Here is a 21,125-nt window from a genome sequence, read left to right as displayed (position 1 = left end):
GCCGTTTGCCCACATGCCAAAAACCAGTGCCACGCTGCTGATAATCGATGATGACGAAGTAGTGCGCGCGAGCCTCGCCGCCTATTTGGACGACAGTGGTTTCAGCGTCCTGCAGGCCAGCAATGGTCAACAGGGTCTTCAGGTATTCGAGCAAGACAAGCCCGACTTGGTCATCTGCGATCTGCGCATGCCGCAGATGGGCGGACTCGAACTCATTCGCCAGGTCACCGAGCTGTCGCCGCAGACGCCGGTCATCGTGGTGTCGGGTGCCGGCGTGATGAACGACGCGGTCGAGGCGTTGCGCCTGGGCGCGGCGGATTACCTGATCAAGCCTCTCGAAGATCTGGCAGTGCTCGAGCATTCTGTACGTCGAGCCCTGGATCGCGCGCGCCTGATGCTGGAAAACCAGCGCTATCGCGACAAGCTTGAACGAGCCAACCGCGAACTCGAAGCCAGCCTGAACCTGCTCCAGGAAGACCAGAACGCCGGTCGCCAGGTGCAGATGAACATGCTGCCGGTCAGTCCCTGGACCATCGACGAGTTCCAGTTTGCGCACCAGATCATTCCGTCGCTGTACCTGTCGGGTGATTTCGTCGACTACTTCCGAGTCGATGAGCGCCGGGTCGCGTTTTACCTGGCGGACGTTTCCGGTCACGGCGCCTCTTCAGCCTTCGTTACCGTGCTGCTGAAGTTCATGACCACGCGCTTGCTGTTCGAATCCAAGCGCAACGGCACGTTGCCTGAATTCAAGCCTTCAGAGGTACTTGGTCATATCAACCGAGGCCTGATCAGTTGTAAGCTGGGCAAACACGTCACAATGGTCGGTGGTGTCATCGACGAGGAGACAGGTTTGTTGACCTATAGCATCGGCGGTCATTTGCCGTTGCCTGTGTTGTACACGCCAGACAGTGTTCGTTATCTGGAAGGGCGGGGTCTGCCGGTCGGCCTCTTCAATGAAGCCACCTACGAAGATCACGTAATGGAGTTGCCGCCGACGTTCAGCCTGACGCTGATGTCTGACGGTATTCTGGACCTCTTGCCAGAACCTACGCTCAAAGAGAAAGAAGCAGCGTTGCCCCAACGGGTCAAGGCTGCGGGCGGCACCCTGGATGGGTTGCGGCAGGTTTTTGGATTGGCCACGCTAGGGGAGATGCCGGATGATATCGCCCTGTTGGTGTTGAGCAGGAATCTTTAATGAGTACCGGTAGAATCCAGTTCGCCGAGCAGGACGGCACCTTCGTCCTGAAGTTCGTCGGTGAAGTTCGCCTGACCCTGTGTTCGGCGTTGGATGCGACTATTGAGCGGATCTTCACGGCGTTGAACTTCAACGCGATCGTGATCGACCTGACCGAAACCCGCAGCATCGACAGCACCACGTTGGGCCTGCTGGCCAAACTGTCGATCCTGTCGCGGCAAAAGGTCGGACTGCTGCCGACCGTCGTCACCACCCACGAAGACATCACCCGTCTGCTGCAGTCCATGGGCTTCGAGCAAGTGTTCAACATCGTTGACCACCCTGTGCCGTGCCCTGAGTGCCTGGACGATTTGCCGGATCAGGATCAGTCCGAAGAAATCGTGCGGATCAAAGTGCTGGAAGCGCACAAGATTCTGATGGGGTTGAACGACTCCAATCGTGAGGCGTTTCATGATCTGGTGAATGCTTTAGAGCGTCACTGATTCCGAAATCGATGAGTCGTCGACCCCTTACGGTGTTCGACCCAAATCCTGTAGGAGCCGAGCTTGCTCGCGAAGGCGTCCTCAAGACCGCCAATCACACCACGAACACACAAAAAAGGGCGAACCCGTAAGGTTTCGCCCTTTTTGTATGGCGCTGAACTAGATCACAGCTTGGCTTGCAGCAACGCCTCAAGCTTTTCCTGATCGCGGGCAAACTGACGTATGCCCTCGGCCAGTTTCTCGGTAGCCATCGCATCTTCGTTGGACAACCAACGGAACTGCGCTTCATTCAGGCTCAGACGCGCTTCACCGGCATGACCTGGCGCCAATTTACGCTCAAGCTTGCCGTTGTCCGCCGCCAGTTTCTCCAGCAGGTCAGGGCTGATGGTCAAGCGGTCGCAACCGGCCAACTGCTCGATCTGATTGAGGTTACGGAAGCTCGCGCCCATCACGACGGTTTTGTAGTCGTTGGCCTTGTAGTAGTTGTAGATGCGCGTTACCGACTGCACGCCCGGATCATCCGCGCCGGTGTAGTCGTTGCCGTTGGCCTTCTTGTACCAGTCGTAGATGCGACCCACGAACGGCGAAATCAGGAACACCCCGGCGTCAGCGCAAGCGGCTGCCTGGGCGAAGGAGAACAGCAGGGTCAGGTTGGTCTGGATGCCTTCCTTCTCCAGAATTTCGGCGGCGCGGATGCCTTCCCAGGTCGAGGCGATCTTGATCAGTACGCGGTCACGACCAACGCCGGCCTTGTCGTACAGTTCGATCAAACGGTGCGCGCGCTTTAATACGGCGTCAGTGTCGAACGAAAGACGCGCGTCCACTTCGGTGGAAATGCGCCCCGGTACCACGTTGAGGATTTCTTTGCCGACAGCGACACCAAAACGGTCGCTGGCCAGGCCTACATCACCCTTGCAGTCGTGAACGCAAGCGTTCAGCAACTCGGCATAACCGGTGATGGCCGCAGCCTTCAGCAGCAGGGAAGGGTTGGTGGTAGCGTCCACGGGTTTAACGCGAGCGATTGCTTCGAAGTCGCCAGTGTCGGCAACGACGGTAGTCATTTGTTTAAGTTGTTCCAGCTTGGAAGTCATGGGCGTGCTCTGTCCTATGGGTCTGATGACATTACCCGAGCGCTGACAGCCACTCAAGGGCGTACGTGCGTATCGAAGGGCCCAGCGGCAACAACCGGGAAACGGCTGTTTGAATGGCGAGGCGCGGTATCGGTAAATACGATGCCAAATCGGCGCACAGGTTCAAGTCAACTGACGGTTAACGCCCCTCAAGCAACTCTGCCGCTTGATCCAGCAACGCCAAAGGCTCCTTGGCCTTGTGAATATCCACTGACAACAACTGGCGAAACTTGCGCGCCCCCGGGAACCCGGTGCCCAGGCCCAACACATGGCGAGTGATGTGGTGCATCGAACCGCCGGCCTCAATGTGCGCGGCAATATAAGGACGCAATTGCGCCAGCGCCTCTGCGCGCGTGATGACCGGCGCCGTGCTGCCGAACAACTGCTGATCCACTTCGGCCATTACGTAAGGATTGTGATAAGCCTCGCGGCCGAGCATCACGCCGTCGAACGTCTGCAAGTGCTCGTGGCAGGCTTCCAGGGTCTTGATTCCGCCGTTGAGAATAATCTCCAGCTCCGGGAAATCCTTTTTCAACTGCGCCGCCACGTCATAGCGCAGGGGCGGAATGTCGCGATTTTCCTTCGGCGACAGGCCTTCCAGAATCGCAATTCGCGCATGCACGGTAAAACTGCTGCAGCCGGCATCGCGAACCGTGCCAACAAAATCACACAACTGCTCGTAGCTGTCCCGGCCGTTAATGCCGATGCGGTGCTTCACCGTCACCGGAATCGACACCGCATCACGCATCGCCTTCACACAATCAGCGACCAACTGCGGATGCCCCATCAACACCGCGCCGATCATATTGTTCTGCACCCGATTACTCGGGCAACCGACGTTCAGATTGACCTCGTCGTAGCCGTGATCCTCAGCCATGCGCGCGCAGGCTGCCAAGTCGAGAGGCACGCTGCCGCCCAGTTGCAACGCAAGTGGGTGTTCGGCTTCGTTGTGCCGCAGGAAGCGCTCGTGGTCGCCATTGAGGAGCGCGCCAGTGGTGACCATTTCGGTGTAGAGCAAGGCATTCTTCGACAGCAGTCGTAGGAAAAAACGGCAATGTCTATCGGTCCAATCCATCATCGGCGCAACGGAAAAACGTCGTGACAGCGGGGCGGGCGTGGCGGTGATTGGGTGCATTGGGATCTGGGATTGGGGTATGGCTGAGAGGCGCGCAGTTTATCAGGATTGAGTCGCTGAAGCGGGGGCTCTGTTCAGCGACATCCTCAACACGCTTAACGAGTCGTCGATGGCCCGGACGCGTCGGCTACCGTCGAACTGCCGCAATTGACAAAGGAAGACGTCTTCAACCAACGCTGATCCGGATAATACGAAAACAGCAATTGCCCGCCCTTCATCGAGTCAATCAACCGATGAGCAATCGCCGGTCGCACTGCCGGGCAACCCAGGCTTCGGCCGATACGACCATTGGCGCGGGCCAGCACTGGGCTGACGTACGGCGCACCGTGAATCACGATTGCGCGGTCGAACGCGTTGTCATTGAAGCCAGGTTCCAGGCCTTCCATGCGCAACGAGTAGCCGTTTTGTCCGACGTAGCTCGATTGGGTGCGGTATAAGCCAAGGCTGGTGGCGAAGCTTTCGTTCTGATTGGAGAACTTAACTGCCATGTTTTCGCCGCTGTTGCGGCCATGGGCGACGAGTTCATGAAAGAGCAACTTGCGCTTCTTTAAATCGAACACCCAAAGGCGTTGTTCGGTCGAAGGCAATGAATAGTCGATGACGGCGAGTCGCTGGACTGGCGCGGCGCCTCGGGCGATGCTGCATTGGGAGGCGCGTACGGCCAGGCCAATGACTTTTGCGTTAGCGCCAGGGGCCGCTTTGGCGAGGGCGGCGGCGAGAGAATCGGCGTAGGCTGCTGGTATTGACGTTGCCGCCAACAGCAGGACCGAGCATAGAAAGCCAAAGCGGTTTAGCGCCATAGAGATGTCTCATCAAGTTATTTCGAGTTTAGCAGTGCAGACGCCATGTGCTGAGCGCAGGAGATTAAGAATTATCCATGGGGCAACTATCAAGGTTATTCGTCATAAGCCATGCCTTTTTTATGGTCTTTCTGATCGGCGGCACGGCGCACGCGCAAACTTCGTCGATTGAGGGGCAAAATCCGCCGATCAGCATGATCGAGGCGATACCGGACGATAACGTCGCTCAAGAGATTCGCGCGACGCTGGAGCCGCTGATTTCCGCGTTCCCGCCGCTGCAAACACGGCCGAAGCATCAGCGCATCGACGTTAACCGTGTAGTCCTGGATTTCTATACGCATCGCCAGTTTCGCGCGGCGTGGACTAATCCTGACGATGTAGCGCAGTTGTTGAAGAACCTTGACGATACGCAAATCGACGGACTAGAGCCTGCGGACTTTCGAAGTAACGATCTGGTCATGGCGCAGGCGTCGATGCAGAACACTGCGCCAACACCTGCGCAACAAGCCGCTTTCGATCTTGCGGCGACTCGCACTTACCTGACGGCGTTACTGCAATTACGCCGCGGCAAAGTTGATCCGGCGCGGTTGGACATGCACTGGAATTTCGACATTGCCGGTGCCGATCCTCGGGATGACGTGAACAACTTCTTCAACGCGCTGGACACTCACGATGTCGCCCGAGCGTTTGCCGAGGCGCCGCCGCAAGAAGCGGTTTATGTAGGGCTGCGTCAGGCATTGGCGCAGTTGCGGCAGATTCGTGACCGCGGTGGTTGGCCGAAAGTTACTGACGGGCAATCGCTCAAACCAGGCATGGATGGCGCAGCCGTTGCGCAACTTCGAGCGCGTCTGGCAGCGGGCGGTTATCTGGACACCAGAACCAGCAAGAACAACACGTACGACGATGCGGTTATCGCTGCGGTGAAGAAGTATCAAACGGAACAATATCTCGGCGCGGACGGTGTTGCCGGGGCGGCCACCCTCGCTGCGTTGAACGTGCCGGTACAAGCGCGTATCGATCAAGTCAGGGTCAACATGGAGCGCGCGCGTTGGCTGCTGTACAAGCTGCAGGGCACTTTTGTAATCGTTGATATTGCCGGGTACAAAGTGGCGCTGTATCGCGATGGTCAACCCATCTGGCGTTCACGGGTTCAGGTAGGCAAGCCGTATCGAAGTACGCCGATCTTCCAGGCTGAAATTACTTACGTCACGTTCAACCCGACCTGGACCGTTCCGCCGACGATTCTGAAAGAAGACGTGTTGCCGAAAATTCTGAACAACCCGAACTACCTCAGTGCCAATCGGATTCGGCCGCTGGATCGGGAAGGTAACTTGCTGGACCCATCGACCATCGATTGGAGCAACCCGCGCGGCATCACTTTGCGCCAGGACGCCGGGCCGGAAAACTCGTTAGGCCAAGTGGTTATCCGCTTCCCCAATGATTACGCGATCTACTTGCACGACACCCCGCACCGCGAGCTGTTTGCGAAGAATGTTCGCGCCACCAGTTCGGGCTGTATTCGGGTAGAAAACCCGTTGCAGTTGGTTGAGTTGCTGTTCAATGACCCGGTGCGCTGGAGCAGTGCCGGTATTCAAAAGCAATTGGCCAATGGCCGGACGGAAAATATTCGACTCCCGGTGAAAGTGCCGGTGTTGTTGGCCTATTGGACGGTGGATATGGGCAGCAATGGCCGCGTGGCATTCAAGCCGGATGTGTATGGCTACGACAATCCAGTGCTGAAGGCGCTGAACTTGCCAGCGAAGTTACCGCCTCTGGATTTGCAAGCAGCAGTAGGGCAGAACACCCACTAAACCTTGTGGGAGCGAGCAGGCTCGCTCCTGCATTGAAGAGCGTTCGGGCTTAGAGCTCCAAGCCTTCTTGCACTACCGAAAGCAAGTTCACTTCCGTCAGCGCAACCGCATCAGTCTGTTGCCCGGTTTGTTCGATCGATTGCAGCCACCAATGCGACCCGCCGTGTTCGTCAACTGTTCTCAGCAGAGGGATTTCCTTGTCCTTCAAATGAATTTCGACACGACCCTGACCGTCGGCGGTGAACCGCACAATCGGCACGAACGTAATGTTGTGGTGATTACCTTCAATCACCAGTTGGTCGATCGAATAAGCATAAGTTGCGCCGTTGAGATGACGTTCAAACACGTGCGTAGGATTGCGCCGCATGCTCAGGCCGGCTTCAAGCAGAGGCTTCAGCCAGGCTTCGATCTGGTGATACATTTCGTACACTTGGCCGGGCCAACTGTCGATCGCCTGATCGGTAGCGGTGGTCGCGTCCGCGTCGGTGTGCCGGGTTTCTTTCAGTTTTGCGGCGAGTTCTTCTGCCTTGCTCATGTCGATTCCCTGTTGTGATCCAAGTGTGATCATAGCGTTACCAAGGTAATCCACGTTTTGCCTTGCGTCATGCGATTGAAACACCGACATGGCAAAAACCCCTGTGGTCGATCGTCGGCCAAGGATCAAAACCATCATTATTCCCAAGGAGTGGGTCTATGAAAAAGCTGTATGCAGTTGTCGCCATGTTGGCAATCACGTTCGGGCAGATTGGCCTGAGCCAGGCGCGGACGTCGCAACATGGCAAACCTCAGGCTGAGTCAGTGGCGGGGGTGTTTGATTACTACTTGCTGACGCTGTCCTGGTCGCCAACGTTCTGCCTGACCCACAAAGACGATTCGCAGTGTTCCGGTAAAGGCTACGGTTTTGTGCTTCACGGGTTGTGGCCGCAATACGCGAATGGCGGCTGGCCCGAGTCGTGCCCGCCAAAAGTTGCATTGTCACCTGCTGAACAAAAGCGCGGCCTGACGTTATTTCCGACACCAAAGTTGCTTGAACACGAATGGGCCAAGCACGGAACATGCAGCGGTCTTGGTGCCACGGGTTATCTGGACGCGGCAGACAAGGCGGTTGGCGCGGTGAAAATCCCGGAAAAACTGCAGCCGTTCAGTGGCACGGTTTACTTGCCTGCGCAGAAAATCTCCGACCTGTTTCGCGAAAGTAATCCGGGCATTTCAGCGGACGGTATCGCGGTTATTTGCAGCGGCCCAGAGTTGTCGGAAGTGCGCGTGTGCATGGGCAAGGATCTGCAATTCGGCGCGTGTGGCTAAGGTGTGAAAACTCAATGTCGCGCGGGCGATATCCGCGTTCCGCCATCGCGGTAATCGGTTGTTCGGATGGATAGATGGGCGTTATCGGACGGCCATTTTTTGCATTCAGATTTGAACATCTTCGCGGCATCCCTCATCCTTGCGCGCTTGTTCAATGGATTGTCAGAAAAGCCTGCAAGGAGCTTGTTCATGAGCGGAAAACCCGCCGCCCGCCTCACCGATCCCACCGCGTGTCCACTGCCGGGTCACGGCACCAATCCCATCGCCAGCGGTTCTCCCAACGTCAATTTCGACGGCCTTGCGGCTGCGCGCCTGACGGACAAATCGGCATGCGGCAGCCCGATCACCGGCGGCGTATCGGCGACGGTATTCATCAACGGCCTGAACGCCGCAACACTCGACAGCACCGGCGGCCACGGTAATGTGGTGATCGGCGGCTCGGGCACGGTAATCATTGGCGATACGGTGGTCACGGCGCCGTTTACCGGCCTGGTGCCGATGCCGGTCAATTTTACCGACAAGTTGAAACTGGTGAACGCTGTCACTGGCGCCCCGATGCCCGATCACCCGTACATGATCCTGCGCGCCGATGGGCGCCAGGAGCACGGGGTTTCCGACGCAGCCGGTTTCACCCACGCCATCAGCTCGCACCTGCCTGAAAGCGTCAAACTGTTTTTGGAGGAGTGAGGCATGTGTGCTGAAACAGTGACCTGCGCGAAGGGGAAGACTTACAAGCTGCAGGGTGAACATACGCTGACGGACAAAAAAGATGTCAGTGAGAAGACGGTGCCGATTGAGAGTACCAAGGCGATTGTTATATTCGTCGGTGGTGCAGGAGATAAAGAGCGTTATTATTTTTCCGGTCCCTACGAGAATATAAAATTTGCCTGGCAGGATTTTGATGTGCGTGCCCAACCGTTAATAGCTGAAGGAAAATATACCTCTCAATGGTTGGGCTACAACGAAATAAGAGGCAAGCAGGATATTCAAAGGCATGTGTTGAGTCTTATTCCATATAAGAGCTGCCCGGTCTTTATAGTGGGGCACAGTCTAGGCGGGTGGAATAGCGGACATCTGACCAGAATAATGACTGAATGGGGATACAAGGTAAAACTGTTGATTACACTGGATCCGGTTGGGGAAGGCGCTTTGGTTTGGCTGGGTTCGGATATCTATCTGAATCGGCCGGAGCCGGTTTCTGAAGACTGGATCAACGTCAGAGCCACTCCGTCCAGACCTGATGCCTCCGATGGTGTAGCGGACTTTGGAGAAAAATGGTTGATCACCTGCGGGCCGTCGATCAATGCGAACGTTGATACTAACCATGCAAACGCTCCTGACTTATTTAGCGCCAAAATCTCTGGTGGAAAATCTGCGAGTGATCTGCTGTTCGATTCGATTATGAAAGAGTTCTCTTGATATGAAGAAGTCGATTGTCTTATTGCTCATGGTTGTTTGTTCGGGATGCGCGCGGGAGCATGTAAAACCTGAGGCTGATTTGAGTTACATGTCTGTAGAGAGAGACAATCGATATCCTATTTATGATGTCAGTTATAGTTCTAATATTAATCTTCTGGATTTATTTGATCGAGGCGAAGGTGTTGGTTATGCTGCGGCTTTTCTGGTTTGCGCATTGGGAAATGATCAAGATTTTTCGATAGGTCATCATATGCAGTTTGCCGCGCTCGGCTCCATCAAGGGCGACGGGCAGAGTCAGGAAAAAGGAACATTTAACTATGTAACAAGTGCTCTGTTGAGTGAAGTCAGTAACAGTGGCGGATCGAGACGAAACCTTGCTTCAAATGAGTTAAATGAAATTCTGGCTGACAAGAGCAGCATTCCTTGCAGGGTCCGTATCACCGCATACGGCTACGAAACCTACTACTCCAACGCAATGTATATCCCGACCGCGGACCTCCTGCGAGAAATAAACAAACCCAGACTCAAATAGAGAGAGTCGTCCTGCTGGCGAATAAAGACCCGCTGAAACAATTTTCCGAGGAGTTTTTTGTAAGGTTTCTACGCTCGCGGCGGATAACTGGAGGGCGACGCCAAACTGTTTGCCCATTGGCCCCGCTCAACACCGTAGACTACGCTTACAAAAAATAAGGGCTTTGGGCCGTCGCCCATGCCGTGCCCTCCAGGAAACACTTTTGCCTATCCCCATTCACGAATCGCACCACGCACCCGGCGCACTGAAACGTTTGCCCTTGCTCAAGGCTGCGGCGTTATTTATTGCGGCGGTTTGCCTATGCCTGTGCGGCTTGCTGTACTTGCAACTGGAGCAGTCGCGGCGCCACGATCTGGCGTTGGCCGAAGTCGCTTCATCAAACCTCACCCGGGCGATGGCGCAGCAGGCCGAAGACACGTTCATGAAAGCCGATCTGGTGCTGACCAGTCTGGCGGACTGGATTCAGGCCGACGGTTATGACCAGATGCAGTTATCGCGGCTGCAGAAGACCTTCTCTCGGCGCGTGCAATCGCTGCAGCAGTTGCACGGGATTTTCCTGTTCGACCGGCAGGGCCAATGGGTTATCACTTCGTTTGACGATTTGCCTCACGGATCCGGTGTGGCCGATCGCGAATATTTCCAGTTTCATCAACAAAACGTCTCGTCGCTGGCGCACATCGGCCCAGCTATCCGCAGTCGCAAAAACGGCGAGTGGATTATTCCTGTTTCCAAACGCGTCAATGATGATCACGGCAATTTTACCGGTGTGCTGCTGGCCGGGATCAAAATGGCCTACTTCGACGAATTCTTCAAAAGCTTCAGCATCGATGAGCATGGCGCGATGTTCCTCGCGCGCACTGACGGCACGCTGCTCGCTCGACGGCCATTTGTGGAGTCGCAAATTGGTACGTCGGTGGCCCAAGGCGCGATTTTCCAGAAGCACTTGCCGCTGGCGAACGCGGGCAACGCGATGATCAATTCGGTGGTCGATGACACGGTGCGGTTGTACGGCTACCGACAGTTGGAGGCCTATCCATTGGTGGTGTCGGCGGCATCGTCCAGGGACGCGATTCTCAAGGACTGGTACGCCAATGCGTTTCAGGCCAGCGTCATCGTTGCGCTGGTGATTTTGGGGATCGGTTTGTTTGGCTGGGTATTCATTCATCAGGTGCGCGATGGCGGACGAATTGAAGCCGATCTGCGCGCCGCCCAGGAAGCGCTGGAGCTGATCGCCACCCACGACAGCCTCACCGGACTGGCCAATCGGCGCCTGTTCGAGCGCGCGCTCGACATCGAGTTCGGACGCGGCGCGCGGCAGGGCAGCGCGCTGAGCCTGATCATGCTCGATATCGATTTCTTCAAAAGTTACAACGACAACTACGGCCACGTCGCCGGGGATCACTGTCTGGCAGAAGTGGCGCGTGCGCTGAAGAGTTGTTGCCAGCGCAACGCTGATCTGGCGGTTCGTTACGGCGGGGAAGAGTTTGCAGCTTTACTGCCGAACACCGACATTCACGGCGCGATGGTAATTGCCGAGCAGATTCGCCGTAGCGTCATCGACAAAAACATCTCGCACAGCGGTTCGCCGACCGGGCAGGTGACCGTCAGCCTGGGATGTTATTCGTTTGTACCGAGTGGCCGCGACAGCGTGGAAGTGTTCATCCAGCGCGCGGACGCCGCCCTCTACCAAGCCAAACACTCCGGACGTAATCGCACGGCGGTGCTGTCGATGGAGGGCGGCGTCGAGACGCTGATGCGTTCGGATCGATAGAAGGGCGAAAGGGCAGTCCTGATTTTAAATAACCGAATCAGAAACTGCCTTTTCGCGTTCAGCTGCCTGTCCCGCCGCCAGCGCCACCGGTTCCACCGCCCGGCGCACCTGTGCCGCCGCCCGCGCCGGAACCGCTGCTGCCACCGTTACCGCCCGCGCCGCTATTGACGCCAGTTCCCGAACTCGATGAGCCAGAACCGCCGCCAGTGGTGCCCGAACCGTTGCCCGAACTGTTGCCGCCAGAAGGCGCGCCAGGCGTGCTGTTAGGTGGCAACGTCGACCCGCTGACCCCGCCGGATTTAGTCCCGGTGGCATCCGGCGCATCGTTGGCCGCATAGACTGCCGATGCGCTGCAAAGCAAACCTGCGAGCAGCAGCGAAGTAATTTTTTTGGTGATCATGGTACGTCTCCAGAAATGAGTCGTTACCTGATATTGGTGTTTGAGGCTGCGCGGTTGGTGCCGGTCAGGTGACGAATGGTTCACGACTACCCTGGTGAGCGTGCAGTCACATCCACGTCCGACATATCAGCTTTCGCCAACAGTTCCGCTCCCACCCAGGTCCGCCCGCAACGCCAACGCAACCACCGCAATTGCCCGATGTCACACCCTAGACACCTCGCCGCCGGGAGCACGGGTTGATGAAAAACTTGCGAATCGCCACGTTCAACGTCAATGGCCTGCGGGCGCGTTTGCCTAATTTGCTGGCGTGGCTTGAGCGGGAGAAACCGGACGTTGTTTGCCTGCAAGAGCTCAAGTCGGTCGACAGTGCATTCCCTGCTGCCGAACTGGAGGCTGCCGGTTATGGGGCGATCTGGCAGGGCCAGTCTTCGTGGAATGGCGTGGCGATTCTGGCGCGGGACGCGCAACCGCTGGAGAGTCGGCGCGGTTTGCCCGGTGACGAGGCGGACACGCAAAGCCGTTATATCGAAGCCGCGGTGCACGGCGTGTTGGTCGGTTGCCTGTACTTGCCCAATGGCAACCCGCAGCCGGGCCCGAAGTTCGACTATAAACTGGCGTGGTTCGAACGGCTGATCAACTACGCGCAGGCGCTGCAAGCCAGTGATCACCCGGTGGTGCTGGCCGGCGACTACAACGTGGTGCCGACCGACATGGACATCTACAACACGCGCTCCTGGCTCAAGGATGCGTTGCTGCAACCCGAGAGTCGCGAGTGTTACAAGCGATTGCTCGACCAGGGCTGGACCGATTCCCTGCGTCATCTCTATCCGGAAGATCGGCTGTACACCTTCTGGGATTATTTCCGCCAGCACTGGCAGAAAAACTCCGGTTTGCGCATTGATCACTTACTGCTTAATCCGGCGCTAAGCCCTTATCTGCATGAGGCCGGCGTCGATGCCTGGGTGCGCAACGAGCCGCATGCCAGCGACCATGCGCCAACCTGGATCCGCCTGAGTTCGCGCAAGCGGCGTTGATTGTTCGCGGGCGCCGATTGGCGAAATCAATTGTCGGCCCAAGCACTTTGTCCCTTATAAATGGCGACCATCAGCGGAGCGATCCGCGGCCCCGCGCATAAGGACTGAGCCATGAGCGAGCCACGCCTGAGCAATCTCGATCTGTACCTGCAACGACTGGGTTTCAGTACGCCTCCAGCGCCAACCCTGGAAACCCTGCGCCAACTGCAACTGCGCCACACCGGCGCTTTTGCGTTCGAGAATATCGCGACTGTGTTGGGCGAGCCGGTGCTGATCGACTTGCCTTCCATCGAGCAAAAAATCTTCCAGCAGAATCGCGGTGGTTACTGCTATGAGCTGAACGGGATGTTCCTGGTGTTGCTGCAGACGCTGGGGTTTGACGCTCGCGGCATCACCGGCCGTGTGGTGATGGGCCAGCCTGAAGGTGCGTGGACCGCACGCACTCACCGTTTGAGCCTGGTGACCCTGGACGGCGTGCGCTATATCAGCGACGTCGGCTTCGGCGGCATGGTGCCCACTGCGCCGCTGCTCCTCGATACCGAGGCCGAACAACCGACACCGCACGAGCCCTATCGTATCGAGCAGCACGTCGATGGTTACACCTTGCGCGCCAAGGTCGGAGAAGAATGGCGGGCGATGTATATCTTCGATCTGCAGCGTCAGGAGGACATCGATTACACCGTCGGCAACTGGTATGTCTCGACTCATCCAGAGTCGTCTTTCCGTAAACAATTGATGGCGGCGCGTACCGGCGACGGCTGGCGGCGCACGCTGAACAACGGCAGCTTTGCGATCCACCGGATCGGCGAGGAGAGCCAGCGGCGCCAAGTAGCGGACGCCGATGATTTGATCGCGCTGCTGTGGGATGAGTTCGGTATTCGGCTGTCGGTGGATGCCGGAATGAAGCAGGTATTCGAGCAGTTGATCGAGCCGAAACAACCCAACTGACTAGCGCCGCCGCGTCCGGGTTTAAGGCCTGACATCCAACTCCATCACCCGCCGAATTTCGCTCAGCGCGTCGGCGAGTTTTCTCTCGAGATTGTTCAGGTCCATCGCCGTGACGCCCTTTTTCAGATGCCCAAAAGTGGTGCCGCCGTTTGCGTCGGCGCTTGTCGCGTGCCCTCTATCGGTGAGCAATGCCTGGCGCAAAGTGTTGTTGATCACCGTCTGATAACCGAACCCTTCGTTTTCTGCGACCGCGCGGGCCGCTTCGATCACGGCGTCGTCGAGCATGATGGTGATGCGGGTTTTGCCCTTGCTGGAGGCAACTGGCCCACGCTTGGCGTTACTGAAGTCGTACTCATCTTTCATGGTCATGCCTCCCTGTATTGCCGACGCTCGTCTTTGCTGGCGACGCGTGCGGAAATGATTCGAACGAAATTCGGGTCGCGCCACGTGTAGGCAACCACCAGTAAACGACCTTTGGCGTCCTGCCCCATAGTGATCCAACGCTGCTCGTCGTGATCGCGGTCTTGCAGGGTCAGGGCTCGCTCGTCTTCGAACACTGGCTCGGTTTCTGCAAGGCTGATCCCTCGATGCTTGAGTTTGTTAGCCGCGTTTTTGGCTCTGTCGAACTGTATTTCGAATGGCTTCATTATGCATACTTTATATGTATAAGAAAGAGGGCATCCGTGCCGGCGGTCGCCATGAAGACGAAAGGTTAGCGGTAGAAGGGGAATGTGCCGGAATGGATGTATTGCAAGGTTTTAGGGGGCTGGGGCGGACCGCCCGTTGGCGAAAATGGCCAGATGTCCATAATCTGACCGTTCAGTTGTATACAACTCTATAGACATTTGTCCTGAGTCTTGCATACAGTGTGCGCATAACAAAAACCAGGGACTCCCCCAACCATGAAAACGCCCCATGTTTCACACCAACGGCCCGAGGACGAAAATCTTGGGATCGGCGCGAATATGGCTTACGGCCTGCAACACGTTCTGACCATGTATGGCGGCATCGTCGCGGTGCCTTTGATCATCGGTCAGGCTGCCGGGCTGTCGCCGGCGGACATCGGTTTGTTGATTGCTGCTTCATTGTTCGCGGGGGGCTTGGCAACGCTCCTGCAAACGCTGGGTTTACCGTTTTTTGGCTGTCAGTTGCCGCTGGTTCAGGGCGTGTCGTTCTCTGGCGTCGCAACCATGGTGGCGATTGTCAGCAGCGGCGGGGAGGGCGGGTTTCAGTCGATCCTCGGCGCGGTGATTGCCGCTTCATTGATCGGTTTGCTGATTACCCCGGTGTTCTCGCGGATCACCAAGTTCTTCCCGCCGCTGGTGACGGGCATCGTGATTACCACGATCGGCTTGACGCTGATGCCGGTAGCGGCGCGCTGGGCCATGGGCGGCAATAGCCATTCCCCGGAGTTCGGCAGCATGTCGAACATTGGTCTGGCGGCGTTGACCCTGGTGCTGGTGTTGCTGCTGAGCAAAATCGGCAGCGCGACCATCTCGCGTCTGTCGATCCTGCTGGCCATGGTCATCGGTACGGTGGTCGCGGTCGTTCTCGGCATGGCGGACTTCTCCTCCGTCACCCAAGGCCCGATGTTCGGCTTCCCGACACCGTTCCATTTCGGCATGCCGACCTTCCACTTCGCCGCGATCCTGTCGATGTGCATCGTGGTGATGGTGACATTGGTGGAAACCTCGGCGGACATCCTCGCCGTCGGTGAAATCATCGACACCAAGGTTGATTCCAAACGTCTGGGCAACGGCCTGCGCGCCGACATGCTGTCGAGCATAATTGCGCCGATCTTCGGTTCCTTCACCCAAAGCGCCTTCGCCCAGAACGTCGGGCTGGTCGCGGTGACGGGCATCAAGAGCCGATTTGTCGTGGCCACCGGCGGCGTGTTCCTGGTGATCCTCGGACTGTTGCCCTTCATGGGTCGGGTGATTGCCGCAGTGCCGACCTCGGTCCTCGGCGGCGCCGGTATCGTGCTGTTCGGCACCGTCGCGGCCAGCGGCATTCGCACGCTGTCCAAGGTTGATTACCGCAACAACGTCAACCTGATCATCGTCGCCACCTCGATCGGCTTCGGCATGATCCCGATCGCTGCGCCGAACTTCTACGATCAATTCCCGAGCTGGTTTGCAACCATCTTCCACTCCGGCATCAGCTCCTCGGCGATCATGGCCATCGTGCTCAACCTGGCGTTCAACCACTTCACTACCGGCAACTCGGACCAGCAGTCGGTGTTCGCGGCGGGGACCGAACGTGTGCTGCGCTACCAGGATCTGGCAGCGCTACGTGAAGGCGATTACTTCAGCGAAGGCAAACTGCACGACTGCGACGGCAATGAAATTCCCGTGGTGGAAGTGGAGCACGGACATGCGGAACCGCGAGTGGTGCATTCGAAAAGTGGGGAGCATGTTTGACCGCGGCAATTCTTTGATACGACTGTAGATCAGAGGATCGCAGTCTTCGGCAATTACTACAGGTGAATACGAAATCTGTGTAGTTACTGCCGAAGGCTGCGATCTTTTGCATTTCTACCGCCCACAAAAAAGCCCCTGAACCTTTCGATTCAGGGGCTTTTCGTTATTACAGTCTGGCTCCACGACCTGGACTCGAACCAGGGACCCAGTGATTAACAGTCACTTGCTCTACCAACTGAGCTATCGCGGAATGGCGTGTATGTTACTGATTCAAAAAGAGAAGTCAAGCATCTGTTGATGATTGGGTGGATTCGAGGGTGTCAGTGGCAGTTTATCGGTGATTGGCGGTTACCAGAATCGTGCCGGAGGTCTACCATAGTCGCCCGGAAGTGGTTACACGCGCTGCCGGCCATTCGCCGAAAAGGTACGCGCCATGAATCATTCAGCACTTACATCGCACCATTACGGGGTGTTCGCATGAGCATTGCCCAGATCAGCTTGCCGAAAGGCGTCGGTCCTCACGCCGAGAAATTGCTCGACGCTATCACCCAGGCCAGCACCGCCGACGAATTGAACCGCGCTGGCGGCAAGGCTGAAGGTTTCGTCCTTGGCCTGGAAAGCGCCAAGGCGATCAAAAGCCAGATTGCCGAATCGCTTTACGTGGCTTACGACGACGCCGCCAGCCAGCGCGCCACCGAACTGGCTTAACCGCCGAAGGTGAAGGTGCCGAGCATCAGCTTGGCATACAGCGCTGTCGCCGCCAGTTGCACGATCCACAACGCGAGGCCGCCGAGGAACACGCCGGCGGCTACTTGCATCACTAGATTGTTACCGCGTTTGGCCGGCGGGGTGCGGGGCACGAAATCGTCCAGTTCATCCCGGTCAGCGCGTAGGTCATCAATTTTCATGTGGGCTCTCGTAGAAATCCTGGGGTGTACATGAGACCCGCAGGAGTGAAGCTTGCCCGCGAAGGCGTCATTACTGACGCTGAAAGCTTCGCGGGCATGCCTCGCTCCTGCAAGTGCATTGTGCAGTGCATCGCTGCGTGGAGTTTAGAGGGCAGGCACTGCGCTTTGACACATATCTGAGACAAATAAAAAACGGGAAGCGCATTGGCTTCCCGTTTTTTATAGCAATTGCAGACTCAGATCACCGCAACGATGGCCTTGGTCACTGCATCAATGTTGCTCTGATTCAACGCGGCAACGCAGATGCGCCCGGTGTCCAGCGCGTAGATGCCGAACTCGCTGCGCAGGCGCGTCACTTGCTCAACGGTCAGGCCGGAGTAGGAAAACATGCCGCGCTGACGACCGACAAAACTGAAATCCCGATGCGGGGCTTCTTTCGCCAGTTGCTCAACCATCTGCACGCGCATGCCGCGAATGCGCAAACGCATTTCGGCCAGTTCTTCTTCCCACTGTGCGCGCAATGTCGGGCTGTTCAGCACAGCGGCGACGATGCTTGCGCCGTGGGTTGGCGGGTTGGAGTAGTTGGTGCGGATCACGCGTTTGACTTGCGAGAGCACGCGCGCGCTTTCTTCTTTCGATTCGCTGACGATCGACAGGGCGCCAACGCGCTCGCCGTACAGCGAGAACGACTTGGAGAACGAGCTGGAGACGAAGAAGGTCAGGCCCGATTCGGCGAACAGACGCACAGCTGCGGCGTCTTCGTCGATGCCATCGCCAAAACCCTGGTAGGCCATGTCGAGGAATGGCACGTGGCCCTTGGCTTTCACCACTTCCAGCACGTTGTTCCAGTCCGCCGGGCTCAGGTCGACGCCGGTCGGGTTGTGGCAGCAGGCGTGCAGCACGACGATCGAACCGGACGGCAGCGCGTTGAGGTCTTCAAGCAGGCCGGCGCGGTTGACGTCGTGGGTCGCGGCGTCGTAGTAGCGATAGTTTTGGACCGGGAAACCAGCGGTTTCGAACAGCGCGCGGTGGTTTTCCCAGCTCGGGTCACTGATCGCGACGACGGCATTGGGCAGCAATTGCTTGAGGAAGTCGGCGCCGATTTTCAGTGCGCCGGTGCCGCCAACGGCTTGGGTGGTGAGGACGCGGCCGGAAGCGATCAGCGGCGAATCATTGCCGAACAGCAGTTTTTGCACAGCCTGGTCGTAGGCGGCGATACCGTCGATTGGCAAGTAGCCACGGGAAGCGTGTTGAGCGACGCGAATCGTCTCGGCTTCGACAACGGCGCGCAGGAGTGGAATTCGCCCCTCCTCGTTGCAGTAAACACCGACGCCCAGGTTGACCTTGTTGGTACGGGTATCGGCGTTGAATGCTTCGTTGAGGCCCAGGATTGGATCGCGTGGTGCCATTTCGACAGCGGAGAACAGGCTCATTTTTGCGGCGGCTCTGAATGGAGTGTGGAGGGACGTGTCGCGCTCCAGCCGAATGCACTAGAGCGGTGCACAAACGGGGAGCTAGTATAGAGGCCATCTGCGATCGAAGGCGACAGCCGATTCGGTTTTTCCCGCAAGTTTTTCCGATTATTTTTCGACCGTTAGTCGAATGCTGTCGTCAAAGACTTCAAGGGATGTAGGACGTTTGCCTTGAAAGCGACGGCAATCGACTCCACATTGAATGCAATCCAGTTTTTTCCTCGGGCGGCTTCAGCCGTTTGCGGTCTTTCTCGTTGCTGTGCGTTTCACCGTGCAGGCGCGACCCAGAGGTTTTTTCATGTCTGAATTCCAGCTAGTTACCCGCTTCGAGCCCGCCGGCGATCAGCCGGAAGCCATCCGCCTGATGGTCGAAGGCATCGAAGCCGGGCTGGCGCACCAGACGTTGCTCGGTGTGACCGGCTCGGGCAAGACCTTCAGCATCGCCAACGTGATCGCCCAAGTGCAGCGGCCGACGTTGGTGCTGGCGCCGAACAAAACCCTGGCCGCGCAGCTATATGGCGAGTTCAAGGCGTTCTTCCCGAACAACGCCGTCGAATATTTCGTTTCGTATTACGACTACTACCAGCCCGAAGCGTACGTGCCGTCGTCGGACACCTTCATCGAGAAAGATGCCTCGATCAACGACCACATCGAGCAGATGCGCTTGTCCGCGACCAAAGCGTTGCTCGAGCGCAAGGACGCGATCATCGTCACCACGGTGTCGTGCATCTACGGTTTGGGCAGCCCGGAAACCTACCTGAAGATGGTTTTGCACGTGGATCGCGGCGACAAGCTCGATCAGCGTGCATTGCTCCGTCGTCTGGCGGACCTGCAATACACCCGCAACGACATGGAATTTGCCCGTGCGACGTTCCGCGTGCGCGGCGATGTAATCGACATTCACCCGGCAGAATCGGACTTCGAAGCGATCCGCATCGAGCTGTTCGACGATGAAGTCGAGAAGATATCCGCGTTCGATCCGCTGACCGGCGAAGTCACCCGGCAATTGCCGCGTTTCACTTTCTACCCGAAAAGCCACTACGTGACGCCACGTGAAACCCTGCTCGGCGCCATCGAAGGGATCAAGGTCGAACTGCAGGAACGCCTCGATTACCTGCGCACCAACAACAAATTGGTGGAAGCGCAGCGCTTGGAGCAGCGCACCCGGTTTGACCTCGAGATGATTCTCGAGCTGGGTTACTGCAACGGCATCGAAAACTATTCGCGCTACCTCTCGGGCCGCGATTCTGGCCAGGCGCCGCCGACCTTGTTCGACTATCTGCCGGCCGACGCCTTGCTGGTGATCGACGAATCCCACGTCAGCGTGCCGCAGGTCGGCGCCATGTATAAGGGCGACCGTTCGCGCAAGGAAACACTGGTGGAATACGGTTTCCGCCTGCCGTCGGCGCTGGATAACCGGCCGATGCGTTTCGATGAATTTGAAGCGATCAGCCCGCAGACGATTTTTGTTTCGGCGACGCCGGGCAATTACGAAGCCGAACATGCTGGCCGTGTGGTCGAGCAACTGGTGCGTCCGACCGGTCTGGTCGACCCGCAAATCGAGATTCGTCCGGCGCTCACTCAGGTCGACGATCTGCTCTCGGAAATCGGCAAGCGCGTGGCGCTGGAGGAGCGGGTGCTGGTCACCACGCTGACCAAACGCATGTCCGAAGATTTGACCGATTACCTGGCTGATCACGGCGTGCGCGTGCGTTATCTGCACTCGGACATCGACACCGTGGAGCGCGTCGAGATCATCCGCGATTTGCGCCTCGGCACGTTCGACGTGTTGGTGGGCATCAACTTGCTGCGAGAAGGCCTGGACATGCCGGAAGTGTCGCTGGTGGCGATTCTCGACGCCGACAAGGAGGGCTTCCTGCGTTCCGAGCGCTCATTGATTCAGACCATCGGTCGGGCGGCGCGTAACCTCAATGGCCGGGCGATTTTGTATGCCGATCGGATGACCGGTTCGATGGAACGGGCGATCGGCGAAACCGAGCGGCGTCGCGACAAGCAGATTGCGTTCAACTTGGCTAACAACATCACGCCCAAAGGTGTGTTCAAGGACGTCGCCGACATCATGGAAGGCGCGACGGTGCCGGGTTCGCGTAGCAAGAAGCGCAAAGGCATGGCCAAGGCTGCCGAAGAAAGCGCCAAGTACGAAGCCGAATTGCGCTCGCCGGGCGAGATCGCCAAGCGCATCAAAGGGCTTGAAGAGAAGATGTACGCCTTGGCGCGCGATCTTGAATTCGAGGCGGCGGCGCAGATGCGTGATGAGATCGGCAAGTTGCGCGAGCGCTTGATTGAGGTTTGATGTTCAAGGCTTGAGAGTTGCGGTGTCTGGGCGGGCCTCTTCGCGAGCG

22 protein-coding genes and 1 tRNA gene are annotated in these 21,125 nt (G+C 57.6%); 13 read left to right on the top strand and 10 right to left on the bottom strand.

The features are described from left to right. The first annotated feature begins 13 nt into the window (after positions 1–13). Both rssB and rssC read left to right on the top strand, forming a co-directional pair. Positions 14–1,195 (top strand): two-component system response regulator RssB, encoded by a 1,182-nt coding sequence (rssB, locus tag BLU01_RS03130; protein ID WP_092270679.1) that lies wholly within the window; start codon positions 14–16, stop codon positions 1,193–1,195. Then, positions 1,195–1,677 (top strand): anti-sigma factor antagonist RssC, encoded by a 483-nt coding sequence (rssC, locus tag BLU01_RS03125; RefSeq protein WP_092270676.1) that lies wholly within the window; start codon positions 1,195–1,197, stop codon positions 1,675–1,677. The genes rssB and rssC overlap by 1 nt, the downstream gene beginning before the upstream one ends. Before the next feature lie 164 nt (positions 1,678–1,841). Here rssC and tal read toward each other — a convergent pair whose 3' ends face one another. From tal to BLU01_RS03110, 3 genes are all read right to left on the bottom strand, one after another. After that, a complete protein-coding gene (tal, locus tag BLU01_RS03120; protein ID WP_092270673.1) occupies positions 1,842–2,768 on the bottom strand; it encodes a transaldolase in 927 nt (308 codons plus the stop codon). A gap of 178 nt (positions 2,769–2,946) precedes the next feature. Beyond that, positions 2,947–3,942, bottom strand: coding sequence for a tRNA dihydrouridine(20/20a) synthase DusA (gene dusA, locus BLU01_RS03115; protein ID WP_092270670.1), 996 nt, complete (start codon positions 3,940–3,942; stop codon positions 2,947–2,949). A 95-nt stretch (positions 3,943–4,037) separates the two neighbouring features. Beyond that, positions 4,038–4,742 (bottom strand): murein L,D-transpeptidase catalytic domain family protein, encoded by a 705-nt coding sequence (locus BLU01_RS03110; protein WP_092270667.1) that lies wholly within the window; start codon positions 4,740–4,742, stop codon positions 4,038–4,040. Positions 4,743–4,819: 77 nt separating this feature from the next. Between BLU01_RS03110 and BLU01_RS03105 the strand changes: the two genes are divergently transcribed. Then, positions 4,820–6,553 (top strand): L,D-transpeptidase family protein, encoded by a 1,734-nt coding sequence (locus tag BLU01_RS03105; protein ID WP_092270664.1) that lies wholly within the window; start codon positions 4,820–4,822, stop codon positions 6,551–6,553. Positions 6,554–6,602: 49 nt separating this feature from the next. Here BLU01_RS03105 and BLU01_RS03100 read toward each other — a convergent pair whose 3' ends face one another. Then, positions 6,603–7,088 (bottom strand): hypothetical protein, encoded by a 486-nt coding sequence (locus tag BLU01_RS03100; protein WP_092270661.1) that lies wholly within the window; start codon positions 7,086–7,088, stop codon positions 6,603–6,605. Positions 7,089–7,246: 158 nt separating this feature from the next. Here BLU01_RS03100 and BLU01_RS03095 point away from each other — a divergent pair, with 158 nt between their 5' ends. The 5 genes from BLU01_RS03095 to BLU01_RS03075 all read left to right on the top strand — a co-directional run bounded on the left by BLU01_RS03095 (position 7,247) and on the right by BLU01_RS03075 (position 11,580). After that, positions 7,247–7,858, top strand: a complete 612-nt coding sequence (locus BLU01_RS03095) for a ribonuclease T2 (protein WP_092270658.1) — start codon at positions 7,247–7,249, stop codon at positions 7,856–7,858. A gap of 189 nt (positions 7,859–8,047) precedes the next feature. Then, positions 8,048–8,545, top strand: a complete 498-nt coding sequence (locus BLU01_RS03090) for a PAAR domain-containing protein (protein WP_092270655.1) — start codon at positions 8,048–8,050, stop codon at positions 8,543–8,545. Between the two features lie 3 nt (positions 8,546–8,548). Then, complete coding sequence (locus BLU01_RS03085) at positions 8,549–9,277, top strand: alpha/beta hydrolase (RefSeq protein ID WP_092270652.1); 729 nt, start codon at positions 8,549–8,551, stop codon at positions 9,275–9,277. A gap of 1 nt (position 9,278) precedes the next feature. Then, complete coding sequence (locus BLU01_RS03080) at positions 9,279–9,809, top strand: hypothetical protein (RefSeq protein ID WP_092270649.1); 531 nt, start codon at positions 9,279–9,281, stop codon at positions 9,807–9,809. A 202-nt stretch (positions 9,810–10,011) separates the two neighbouring features. Next, the gene (locus tag BLU01_RS03075) at positions 10,012–11,580 is read left to right on the top strand and encodes a sensor domain-containing diguanylate cyclase (RefSeq protein ID WP_092270647.1); all 1,569 of its coding nucleotides are present in this window, start codon (positions 10,012–10,014) and stop codon (positions 11,578–11,580) included. Positions 11,581–11,638: 58 nt separating this feature from the next. On the opposite strand, the gene BLU01_RS03070 is transcribed toward BLU01_RS03075, so the two are convergent. After that, positions 11,639–11,980: a hypothetical protein gene (locus BLU01_RS03070; RefSeq protein WP_092270644.1), complete on the bottom strand. Its 342-nt coding sequence runs from the start codon at positions 11,978–11,980 to the stop codon at positions 11,639–11,641. A 239-nt stretch (positions 11,981–12,219) separates the two neighbouring features. Here BLU01_RS03070 and xth point away from each other — a divergent pair, with 239 nt between their 5' ends. Both xth and BLU01_RS03060 read left to right on the top strand, forming a co-directional pair. Continuing rightward, a complete protein-coding gene (gene xth, locus BLU01_RS03065) occupies positions 12,220–13,014 on the top strand; it encodes an exodeoxyribonuclease III (RefSeq protein ID WP_092270641.1) in 795 nt (264 codons plus the stop codon). A gap of 111 nt (positions 13,015–13,125) precedes the next feature. Further along, positions 13,126–13,962 carry an arylamine N-acetyltransferase family protein gene (locus tag BLU01_RS03060; RefSeq protein ID WP_092270638.1) on the top strand — a complete coding sequence of 279 codons (837 nt, stop codon included), beginning with the start codon at positions 13,126–13,128 and terminating at the stop codon, positions 13,960–13,962. A gap of 21 nt (positions 13,963–13,983) precedes the next feature. On the opposite strand, the gene BLU01_RS03055 is transcribed toward BLU01_RS03060, so the two are convergent. Then, on the bottom strand, positions 13,984–14,325 hold the full coding sequence (locus BLU01_RS03055) for a BrnA antitoxin family protein (protein WP_219930933.1): 342 nt from the start codon (positions 14,323–14,325) through the stop codon (positions 13,984–13,986). 2 nt (positions 14,326–14,327) lie between these two features. Next, positions 14,328–14,609, bottom strand: coding sequence for a BrnT family toxin (locus BLU01_RS03050; RefSeq protein WP_092270633.1), 282 nt, complete (start codon positions 14,607–14,609; stop codon positions 14,328–14,330). Positions 14,610–14,864: 255 nt separating this feature from the next. Here BLU01_RS03050 and BLU01_RS03045 point away from each other — a divergent pair, with 255 nt between their 5' ends. Continuing rightward, a complete protein-coding gene (locus tag BLU01_RS03045; RefSeq protein ID WP_092270630.1) occupies positions 14,865–16,382 on the top strand; it encodes a nucleobase:cation symporter-2 family protein in 1,518 nt (505 codons plus the stop codon). A 174-nt stretch (positions 16,383–16,556) separates the two neighbouring features. Here the strand turns inward: BLU01_RS03045 and BLU01_RS03040 are convergent. Then, a tRNA-Asn gene (locus tag BLU01_RS03040) sits at positions 16,557–16,632 on the bottom strand. A 227-nt stretch (positions 16,633–16,859) separates the two neighbouring features. On the opposite strand from BLU01_RS03040, the gene BLU01_RS03035 reads away from it, so the two are divergent. After that, on the top strand, positions 16,860–17,090 hold the full coding sequence (locus BLU01_RS03035; protein WP_092270627.1) for a hypothetical protein: 231 nt from the start codon (positions 16,860–16,862) through the stop codon (positions 17,088–17,090). Here BLU01_RS03035 and BLU01_RS03030 read toward each other — a convergent pair. Continuing rightward, the gene (locus BLU01_RS03030; protein WP_092270624.1) at positions 17,087–17,290 is read right to left on the bottom strand and encodes a hypothetical protein; all 204 of its coding nucleotides are present in this window, start codon (positions 17,288–17,290) and stop codon (positions 17,087–17,089) included. The two genes, BLU01_RS03035 and BLU01_RS03030, sit on opposite strands and share 4 nt — an antisense overlap. 236 nt (positions 17,291–17,526) lie before the next feature. After that, a complete protein-coding gene (locus tag BLU01_RS03025) occupies positions 17,527–18,723 on the bottom strand; it encodes an amino acid aminotransferase (protein ID WP_092270621.1) in 1,197 nt (398 codons plus the stop codon). A gap of 337 nt (positions 18,724–19,060) precedes the next feature. On the opposite strand from BLU01_RS03025, the gene uvrB reads away from it, so the two are divergent. Continuing rightward, positions 19,061–21,076 carry an excinuclease ABC subunit UvrB gene (gene uvrB, locus BLU01_RS03020; RefSeq protein WP_092281448.1) on the top strand — a complete coding sequence of 672 codons (2,016 nt, stop codon included), beginning with the start codon at positions 19,061–19,063 and terminating at the stop codon, positions 21,074–21,076. Positions 21,077–21,125: the final 49 nt, after the last annotated feature.

This window comes from Pseudomonas prosekii (assembly GCF_900105155.1).
Classification (GTDB): domain Bacteria; phylum Pseudomonadota; class Gammaproteobacteria; order Pseudomonadales; family Pseudomonadaceae; genus Aquipseudomonas; species Aquipseudomonas prosekii.
Note: the sequence above shows the minus strand (reverse complement) of the source record. Positions and strands in the feature narration are given on the sequence as shown.